Raw genomic sequence first — 300 nt, forward strand, 5'->3', positions numbered from 1 at the left:
GACCATAGTCGTACCAATGAAAAGCCAGGTAGTCGATGCGCGGGTCGCGATTCTGATTCATCGATCGATACGCGGCATAAAAGGCGTCAAGCCACACCACCGGGTCGCCGTAACCCGACATGGTTCCCCAGTTCATGGCCGGGCCTACCAGCTTCACACCTGTCTGCGCCGCGATCTGTTCCAGCCTTGGCCAGAAGCGCGCAGCGGCCTCGGGCGTCATGTTGGCCTGGCCTAGCAGGTTGGTCTCGTTCCGGACCAGCCGGAACCGAATCGCTGGGCGTGCCCACAGATACCGATGCA

The 300-nt window shown here is 61.3% G+C and carries 1 protein-coding gene; it reads right to left on the minus strand.

Annotation, left to right across the window (positions count from 1 at the left end):
- Window positions 1-300 (minus strand): glycosyl hydrolase (locus tag EE949_RS22400; protein ID WP_241152861.1); only part of this gene is annotated, 300 nt, incomplete at both ends.

Origin of the sequence: Pseudomonas viridiflava, assembly GCF_900602065.1 — a bacterium.
In the GTDB taxonomy this organism is placed as follows: Bacteria; Pseudomonadota; Gammaproteobacteria; order Pseudomonadales; family Pseudomonadaceae; genus Aquipseudomonas.